This is a genomic window from Amycolatopsis rhizosphaerae (assembly GCF_007713715.1).
Classification (GTDB): Bacteria; Actinomycetota; Actinomycetes; order Mycobacteriales; family Pseudonocardiaceae; genus Amycolatopsis_E; species Amycolatopsis_E rhizosphaerae.
Window position 1 is genome coordinate 1 of the sequence record NZ_VJWX01000320.1, and the last position, 8,296, is coordinate 8,296.

At 72.4% G+C, this 8,296-nt stretch carries 6 protein-coding genes; 4 read left to right on the forward strand and 2 right to left on the reverse strand.

Annotated features, from left to right (window positions below; all coding sequences use genetic code 11):
- Nucleotides 1-156: 156 nt before the first annotated feature.
- A complete protein-coding gene (locus tag FNH05_RS25765) occupies nucleotides 157-1,095 on the reverse strand; it encodes a UbiA family prenyltransferase (RefSeq protein WP_186382737.1) in 939 nt (312 codons plus the stop codon).
- Between the two features lie 171 nt (nucleotides 1,096-1,266).
- A complete protein-coding gene (locus FNH05_RS25770; RefSeq protein ID WP_144591299.1) occupies nucleotides 1,267-1,587 on the reverse strand; it encodes a hypothetical protein in 321 nt (106 codons plus the stop codon).
- Nucleotides 1,588-2,125: 538 nt separating this feature from the next.
- Here FNH05_RS25770 and FNH05_RS25775 point away from each other — a divergent pair.
- Genes FNH05_RS25775 through FNH05_RS25790 form a run of 4 tightly spaced genes read left to right on the forward strand, consistent with a single transcriptional unit; the run spans nucleotide 2,126 to nucleotide 8,095 of the window.
- Complete coding sequence (locus FNH05_RS25775) at nucleotides 2,126-3,346, forward strand: ATP-grasp domain-containing protein (RefSeq protein WP_144591300.1); 1,221 nt, start codon at nucleotides 2,126-2,128, stop codon at nucleotides 3,344-3,346.
- Complete coding sequence (locus FNH05_RS25780) at nucleotides 3,343-5,079, forward strand: IucA/IucC family protein (protein WP_144591301.1); 1,737 nt, start codon at nucleotides 3,343-3,345, stop codon at nucleotides 5,077-5,079. The genes FNH05_RS25775 and FNH05_RS25780 overlap by 4 nt, the downstream gene beginning before the upstream one ends.
- The gene (locus tag FNH05_RS25785; protein ID WP_144591302.1) at nucleotides 5,076-6,836 is read left to right on the forward strand and encodes an IucA/IucC family protein; all 1,761 of its coding nucleotides are present in this window, start codon (nucleotides 5,076-5,078) and stop codon (nucleotides 6,834-6,836) included. Before FNH05_RS25780 ends, FNH05_RS25785 begins: the two co-directional genes overlap by 4 nt.
- The gene (locus FNH05_RS25790; RefSeq protein WP_222426711.1) at nucleotides 6,833-8,095 is read left to right on the forward strand and encodes an alanine racemase; all 1,263 of its coding nucleotides are present in this window, start codon (nucleotides 6,833-6,835) and stop codon (nucleotides 8,093-8,095) included. Before FNH05_RS25785 ends, FNH05_RS25790 begins: the two co-directional genes overlap by 4 nt.
- Nucleotides 8,096-8,296 lie beyond the last annotated feature (201 nt).

Below are 8,296 nucleotides of genomic sequence, written 5' to 3' on the forward strand. Positions count from 1 at the left end.
GCGGTGCGGGAATGGACGCCGTGAAGGGTCCCTTCACAGTAGATTCGACTGTGAAGGGACCCTTCACGGCCAACACTCACGCGACTTTGCCGGAGCCCTGGTGGTGGCGCCGGCCCGGAAGTGAATCTCGTTCGCGATTCAGGTGACACCGGTGCCTCACGGCGCCGCGGCAGCCAGTGGTACGCCGAGTAGGACCACTTCGCCGAGCGTCACGAGCGGGAGCCCCCGGGTGCGCAACCAGGCCGAACTGGGCAGCAGATCGCCGTGCTCGGTCGCGAGGAGTGGACGAGCGGCGAAGGCCAGGACGAGCAGGTGAGGCGCGATGCCGGCGATCGCCCACAGCGGTCCGGACAGTGCGCGAAGGCCGGAGGCGATCAGGACCAGCCCGGCGAGCATGATCAGGCAGGACAGGCCGACGGCGCGGCGGGTGCCATGCCGGACCGTCGGCGTCGCGGCGCCGGCCGCGGCGTCGGCCTCGGCGTCCGGCACCGACCACCACGCCGTGCGGCCGCCGCTGAGCACCCCGAGACCGAGGAACACGAGCAGCACGGGAAGCCCGGGAAGCCCGGCTCCGGCTGCCACCGCGGTGAAGGCCGTCAGGCAAGGCAAGGCCGCCGAGCAGGCCCCGAAGGCGATCGCACCCGGGAAACCCCGGTGTTTCAGCCGCACTGGCTCGACGTTGTACGACCAATGCAGGATTGCGGTCGTCACCGCGTACACGAAGACGAGAGGACGCCCGGTCAGGAACGCGGACGAAACCGCGCAGGCCAGTCCTGCCGCAATCTCCCCGGTCACCCATCGTCGTGTGCGCACCACACCCACTCGGAATACGGCTTTCGTCAGGTAGTTCTTGTCCCCGTGCCGGGAGTCGGTGTCGATGTCGGCGATGGTGTTGAGCGCAAGTCCCGACGCGAAAAGGAAAAGGTTCGCCAGGATCACCGCGACGGTGGCGAGAAGAGGAATATGGTCCAGACCGGGTGCCGCGTAGGCGATTCCCCAGCCCGCGTAGCAGAGGTAGGCGACGGGCAGTGGCCATTGCCATCGGTGGATGACGAGAAAGTCGTGCAGGATTCGGGAATCGGTCGGCTGCGGCATCTGCTCCCCAGGGTGAGGGCACGGAAAACCCCGCCGTGGCACGTCACTTCGCGCTGTGTGGCGGCACGAGGTGAGGTGGAAGAGGGCAGAAGACCGTGCCGCCATGGCATTTCTGACGAGTTGACCTTGTTTTTGGCAGCATAGCAGGGAAACCGGGATCGGTGACCGCCGTCAGAGGAGGACGACGGGGACGGCGAGGAGCTGGCAGGCGTCGCACCCGACGTGGCGGAGGATGTCGCGGGTGGTGATCCGCTCCGCCTGTCCGCCGTGAAAGGAGATGCCACAGAAGGTTTCCAGCTGCTTGAGAAGCCCCTGTCGCAGCAGGTGCAGGTCTTCCTCGCGTAATGGTGCCTGGTGTACGACGTGGTCCCGCAGGCCGATGGTGCGGGTCGTGCCGGGAAGGAGGTCGCCGAGGCGGAAGCGCACGGCAACCGCGTAGACGGGTGTGGTGCGGATGTCCGGTTCCCGGGCCGCGTCGCCGCCCCGGATCATGATCCGAACCGCCTTGGTTCGTGCCGCACCTCTGCTCCCCCCAGAGTATTCCCGATGTGAAAGTCGCTCGCACCGATTTCGCCCAGTATAGAAGTCCTATTGTTTGCCCGCCACTCTTCTCTCTTTTGGCCTAATCGAAGGAGGATGCTCTCGACTCTGTGTAATCGGAGCAATGGTTGTTCCCGCGTCCGGAGGTACGATCCGGCGGATGTCTGCGCGGTCATCGTGGCGCCGTTCGGCCGAGACCCCATTGGTGCCGACCACAATGAACGCGGAGGCGGAATCGGCAGGCGGAACCGGCGATTTCCGTAATGAGATGAATTCGCGGCCCCGGCCGGTGTTCACGTGCTGTCACGGCCCGGGTTGGTGGACGCGGGGCCAGGTCGAGCTGGGGACGGGAATGTACTGGGGCACGGCGAGTTGATCAAGGGGATTCACCCGTGCTGCTGACCACGGTCGAGATCGCTTGACCGGTTCCGGCCGGACTAGTTAGGTAAGCCTTGCCAAACTACCGTCGGAAGACCGAGGTGACGCCCCTGTGTGCCTGTATCTCACCGCCCTGAAGCCGACCACGGCGGTCACCGACGGACTGCTGCCCGCGGCGGCCCGGCTCGGGCTGCCCGTGGTGCTGCTGACCGACCGCGTGCCGGCGCACCTCGCGGCGTATCGGGGGCACCCCTGCCCGCCCGTCGCCGTGGTGGAAGCGGAGGTCACCGACGCCGGGGCCGTGGCCGGGCGGGTGCTCGCGCTGGGGGAGCGGTACGGGGCGCCGTCGGCGTTGCTGAGCAACAGCGACCACCTGCAGGCGGCCACGGCGCTGGCGGCCGGTCTGCTCGGGCTGCCGGGCAAGGACTGGCGCGCCGCCATGCGGTGCAAGAACAAGCTGCTCACCCGGCGCGTGCTGGCGGCGGCCGGGGTCGACACCGTGGCGAGCGTCGAGATCGGACCGGGTGAGGACGCGGCCGAGGTGGCCGCGAAACTGCCGTTCCCCGCGGTCGTCAAACCCCGCGAAGGCGTGGCGAGCGAGGACGTCCTGCTGGTCGGCGACCTCGCGGAACTGGCCGCGCAGGCCGCGGCGATCCGCCGCCGCCGGGGACCCTGCGCGCTGGTCGCCGAGGAGTACCTGGCGGGGGAGTTGCACACCTACGACACCCTGGGCGACGGAGAACGCCTGCACCGGTTCGGCTCCTGGCGGACGAGCCTGGGGCGGCCGCCGTTCTTCACCGAGACCGGCCGCGACTGGGCGCCGTGCCTTCCCCGGCAGGCGGAACGCCACCTGCGCGCCCAGCTGTCCGCGCTCGGCGTCGGTTTCGGCGCCTGCCACACCGAGTTCGTCCTCGACGGCGATCGCGCCCGCGTCATCGAGGTGAACTACCGCCTCATCGGCGACACCATGGAGTTCGTCTGCGGGGACCTGCTCGGCGTTGACCTGTTCGAGCAGGTCGTCAGGCTGCACCTCGGCGAGCCGCTGGGGGCGTTGCCTGATCCGTCCGCCGTGGACGGTCACGCCAGGGTGCGCTATCTCGCCGCCGACCGGGCTGGCATGCTCACCGAGGCCCCGCCGGACCTGGCCGACGAGCTTCCCGGCGGTATCCGCCTCGGGCACCGTCGGCTGCGGGAACCGGGGGTGAGCGCACCCCTGCACGGCACCAACCGCGACTACCTGTCCGTCGTCCACGCCATCGGTCCCGTGCCCGAAGCGGTGTCCGCGGCCGTCGACGAGTTCGTGTCCCGGCACGTGTGGACGGTGGCCGGATGAGCGAGCCGGACCTGCTGCTCCGCGTGCTCGCCGCGCTGCTCCGCGAAGACCATCTCGGACTGTCCAGCCGGGGAAGACCCGGCGCCGCGCCGGCGGACGGCCTGCCGGGCGGCGCCTGGTGGTGTGCGCCGCTGCCCGGTGGCCGCACGGCGCACCTGCCGGTGCGGCCGGACGGCTTCCTGTCCGAGCACACCGTGGCGGAACCCCTCCTGGTGGTCACCGATCCCGGCGGCACCCTCCACATCGAATCCGCTGTGGAGGGTGCGCTGACGGCGCTCGCGCCCGGAGGGGACGCCGACGCCGAAGCGGGTTGGGCGGCCTTCGCGGAGGAATGCCGTCAGGCCGGGGAAACCGTCCGATGGCAGGAGACCGCGCCCGCCCGCCGGGCGGCGGGGGAGGGCACCGGCTACCCGGGGCTGCTGCGCTACGAGGCGCTGGCGGCCCTGCGCGACCATCCGGTGTATCCGGCCGGGCGGTGCCGCTGGGGGATGACCGCCGGGGAGGCGGCCCGGTACGCCCCCGAGTACCTGCCGCGGTTCCGGCTGCGCTGGACGGCGGTGCCCCGGGAACGAGTGCGGCTTTCGGCATCCTTCGCCGACGGCCTCCCCGCCTGGTGGCCCGCTCCCGCCGAACTCGGCGTCGCCGGTGCCGGCGAGGACCACGTGGTGCTGCCGGTGCATCCGCTCACCGCGGACCGCGGCGGCATCGAGGTCGCCGGGCCGCCCGGGCCCACGGTGCGGCCGACCCTGTCCACGCGCACCGTGGCACTGGCCGGGAATCCCTCCGTCCACTGGAAACTTCCCCTGCCCACCGCGACACTCGGGCAGCGGAACCGGCGCACCATCAAGCCCGGCACCCTCGCCGACGGGGAACGCCTGCACCGGCTGCTGAACGCCGTGCGCGACCGCGAGCCGGGGCTGGCCGCGCGCGTGCTGCTCGCCGACGAAACCCGGTGGGCGGACAGCGACGACGACCGGCTGGCCGTGCTGATCCGGCACTACCCGGCCGAGGTCGCGGGGGACACCCTGGTACCGGTCGCCGCGCTGCTCGCCCCCGAGCCCGAGACCCCCGGCCGCCGCGTGCTCGACGGACTCGCCGGTGCCGACCCGCTTTCCTGGTTCGACGGCTACCTTTCGGTGCTGCTGGACTGGCACGTGGCGCTGTGGCTGCGCTACGGGATCGCGCTGGAAGCACATCAGCAGAACATCACGATCGCGCAGGGACCGGCGGGAATCCGCCTGGTGTACAAGGACAACGACAGCGGTCGCGTCGACAGCGCCCACGCGTCGGCGGCGCTGGGCGTCCCGGTGCGGGCCAGGGACTTCGCCGACCGGCGGATCACCGGGGCCGCTCCGGAGGACCTGGCCGACCTGTTCACCACGATCACGCTGCATCTGTGCGTCGCCGCGCTCGTCGTGGAGGAGACGAGCGGGGACCGGCGCCGCCGGGACGAACTGTTCGACCTCACCCGCACGCGGATCGAGGAAGCCGCCCGCCGCTGGTGCGATCCCACCGACCCCGCCTCCCGGCGGGCGGCCGCGGTGCTGCGGACCCGTGTCCTCGACGCCGACCGCCTCCCGGTCAAGGCCATGGTCACCGCGGGCACCCTGCTGCCGAAGGACCGGCTCGGCTGCACCGACATCAACAAGTACTACCTGCGGACCGGTCCCAACTACCTGGCGGGGTCCGGGATCCGGACCGTTCCCGCCTCGTCCGAACGGAGTTCTTCGTGACCGCAACCGCGCTTGTCACGCCCGCCGTCGCCCAAGCCGATCTGGTGTCGGCGCACACGCTCCTGGGCTGCCTGGTCCGGGAAATCGCCGCCCCCGAAGGGCAGGTGGAACTCGGCGAGGGCACGCTGTCACTGCGCCTGCCGCATCGCGACGTCCTGCTGCGCGCCGAGGTGACCAGACGATCCACAGTGGACGCCCATCGGTTCGCCGGTCCGGTGCTGCGCCGCCTGCCCGGCGGGGACTGGGCGGAGCTGGGCCTCGACGCGCTGATCGAGCTCGCGGCGGCCGAACTGGCCGCCCGCACCGGAACCGTCAACGACGAGTTCGCCGGGCAGATCCGCGCGAGCCGGGACACGCTCGCCGACATCCTCGCCACCCGGCCCACGGCACCGGCGCGGCCGGTGTCCGGGGCGGCGTCGGCCTACCTCGATTCCGAACAGGGACTGATCGACGGCCACCCCCGCCACCCCGCGCCGAAGTGGCGCTCGGGGGACCGGGGGCACTGGCGCGGCCACGCGCCCGAAACCCGCACCGCCTTTCCCCTGCGGTGGCTCGCCGTGCCCGGCGAATTCGTGCACGACCACGGGGATTTCGACGCCCACGCGGCCACTTCGCGCCTGCTGGGCGGGGCCCGGCTCCCGGACGGGCACCGCGCGGTGCCGGTGCACCCGTGGCAGTACGAACTGCTGACGAGGGACCCCGAACTGGGGCCGGTGCTTTCGGCCGCGCTGGCCGAGGGCGCGGTGCGCGATCTCGGCCCGGCCGGGCCCGCGTTCCATCCGACCGCCAGTGTGCGCACCCTCTACCAGCCCGAGGCCGATCTCTTCCTCAAGACCAGCCTCCACGTGCGCATCACCAACTGCCTGCGCAAGAACGCCGCCTACGAACTCGCCGGGGCGGTGGCGCTGACCGGGCTGCTCGCCGGTCCCGTGACCGAGGTGACCGCGCGGCACCCCGGGTTCGGCCTGCTGGCGGAACCGGCCGCGCGCGGCGTCGCCCTCCCGGAGCGCTACGGCACGGGGGCCCAGCGCAGGCAACTCCTGGAAGGGCTGGGCACCATCGTCCGGGACGGGCTGGGCGAGCACGTCCCGCCCGGCGGGCAGATCCACCTCGCCGCGACCCTGGCCGCCGCGCGGCCCGACCCCGCGGGCACGCGGACGCGGCTGGCCGACCTCGCCGCCCAGGTCGATCCCGCGGACTGGGCGGCGAGGTGGTGGGCCCGCTACCTCGCGCTGCTGGTACCGCCGGTGCTCCGGCTGTGGGCCGTGCACGGTGTGGTGCTCGAACCGCATCCGCAGAACGTTCTCGTCGTGCTCGACCCCGGGCGGCTCCCGGTCGCGGTGCTCGCCCGTGACCTCGAAGGCACCAAACTGCTCACGCCCCGCCACCACGCCACGCTCGCCGGACTGCCCGGTGAAGTGGCCCGTGCACTGGCCTACGACTCCGAACGGGGCTGGCGGCGCATCGCCTACTGCCTGTTCGTCAACCACCTCACCGAGGTCGCCGGGGCGTTGGCCGATCTCGTTCCCTCCGTCCCGGGGTTCGAAGACACGCTGTGGGCGGCCCTCGCCGACCTGCTGGCCGAGGTCAGCGCCGAACTCGGCCACCCGCCGCGACTGCGCGCGCTCCTGAACGGGGTCCCGCTGCCGGCGAAGGCGAACCTGCACACCCGCTGGGACCGGCGAGCCGACCGCGACGCGGGTTACGTGCCCTTCGCCCACCCGCTGGGCCGCTCGCTCGCGGAGGCCGTGCGTTGACCGGCACGGTGGAGAACATCGGCGTGCCCACGGTGGCACCCGAGGGCACCCCGGTCACCGGCGCGGTGGTGGCCGCCGCCCGCCGGGCCGCCCTGCCCGCCTACGTCTACGACCTCGGTCACCTCGACCGGCACCTGGCCGCCATCAAGACCGCCTTCGGCGCCGCGTCCATCGGCACCCCGGTCGAACTGCTCTACGCGGTCAAGGCGAATCCGGACTCGGGGATGCTCGCCACCATCGCCGGGCACGTGCACGGGCTGGAGGTGGCCAGCGGCGGCGAGCTCGCCCACGTCCGCGCCCAGCTGCCAGGGGTGCCGGTGGCCTTCGGCGGGCCCGCCAAGTCCGACGCGGAGCTGTGCGCCGCGCTGTCGGCCGGGGTCGAGCGCTACCACGTGGAAAGCCTGCACGAACTGCGCAGGCTCGACGCCCTCGCCCGCCGCGCGGGCCGGGTGGCGGAGGTGCTGCTCCGGGTCAACATCCCCGCCGCGGTACCCGGGGACGCGGCGCTCACCATGGGCGGATTGCCGAGCCCCTTCGGGATGGACCCCGCCGAGGCGGAGGCGGCGGCCCGGGAACTGGACCACCTGACCGGCGTCCGCGTCCTCGGCGTCCACGCCCACCTCGCCAGCGGGCTCGACGCCACGGCGGCGGCCGTCGTCGCCGAGACCGTGCTGGCCTGGGCCGCGGGGTTCGCCCGGCGGCACGGGCTCCGGCTGCGCGAGGTGAACGTGGGCGGCGGCATGGGGGTGGACTACCGGCGTCCCGGTCCGCTGTTCGACTGGCCCGCCTACGCCCGCCGTCTCGCACGGGCGGCCACCGGCCTTCCGTGTCGCGTGCGCATCGAACCGGGCCGGTCCCTCACCGCGTACTCCGGCTGGTACGCCACGCGCGTGCTGGAGCTCAAACTCAGCCACGGCGCCCGTTTCGCGATCTGCGACGGGGGCACGCACCATCTGCGGACCCCGGCGGCCAAGGGGCACGACCAGCCGCTGGCGGCGCTGCCCGGTCCGGAGTGGACAACGGGACCGGCGGAACCGGGGCCGCGTCAGGATGCGCCCGACGAGCCCATCACCTTCGTCGGCAGACTGTGCACGCCGAAGGACGTGCTCGCCCGGGACGTGCGGCTGCCCCGCCTGGCGGCCGGTGACCTGGTGCTGTTCGCGATGGCGGGGGCCTACGCGTACAACATCAGTCACCACGACTTCCTCATGCACCCCGAACCCGCCGTCGTGCACGTGACGGGCCGCGAATCGCCGTGAGGGGTCCCCTCACAGCCGTATCGGCCAGGGCCCCGGCAAAGTCGGTCCTTGCCTGGGCGAGTCCCACCTTCCGGCGGTTGTGTTCCACGTTCGGCAGCCAGAGTGTCACGTTCGGCCCGTGCGAGGGCGCCTTTCTCCGCGGTGACCCGCCTGCAAGCAGGGCTGCGCGGTGCCGTGAGGGACCCCCCTCACGGCACCCAT

Excerpts from the sequence above, each read along its gene's own strand:
- FNH05_RS25770 (WP_144591299.1), bottom strand. The coding sequence starts at position 1,587 with ATGATCCGGGGCGGCGACGCGGCCCGGGAACCGGACATCCGCACCACA.
- FNH05_RS25780 (WP_144591301.1), top strand. The coding sequence starts at position 3,343 with ATGAGCGAGCCGGACCTGCTGCTCCGCGTGCTCGCCGCGCTGCTCCGC.
- FNH05_RS25765 (WP_186382737.1), bottom strand. The coding sequence starts at position 1,095 with ATGCCGCAGCCGACCGATTCCCGAATCCTGCACGACTTTCTCGTCATC.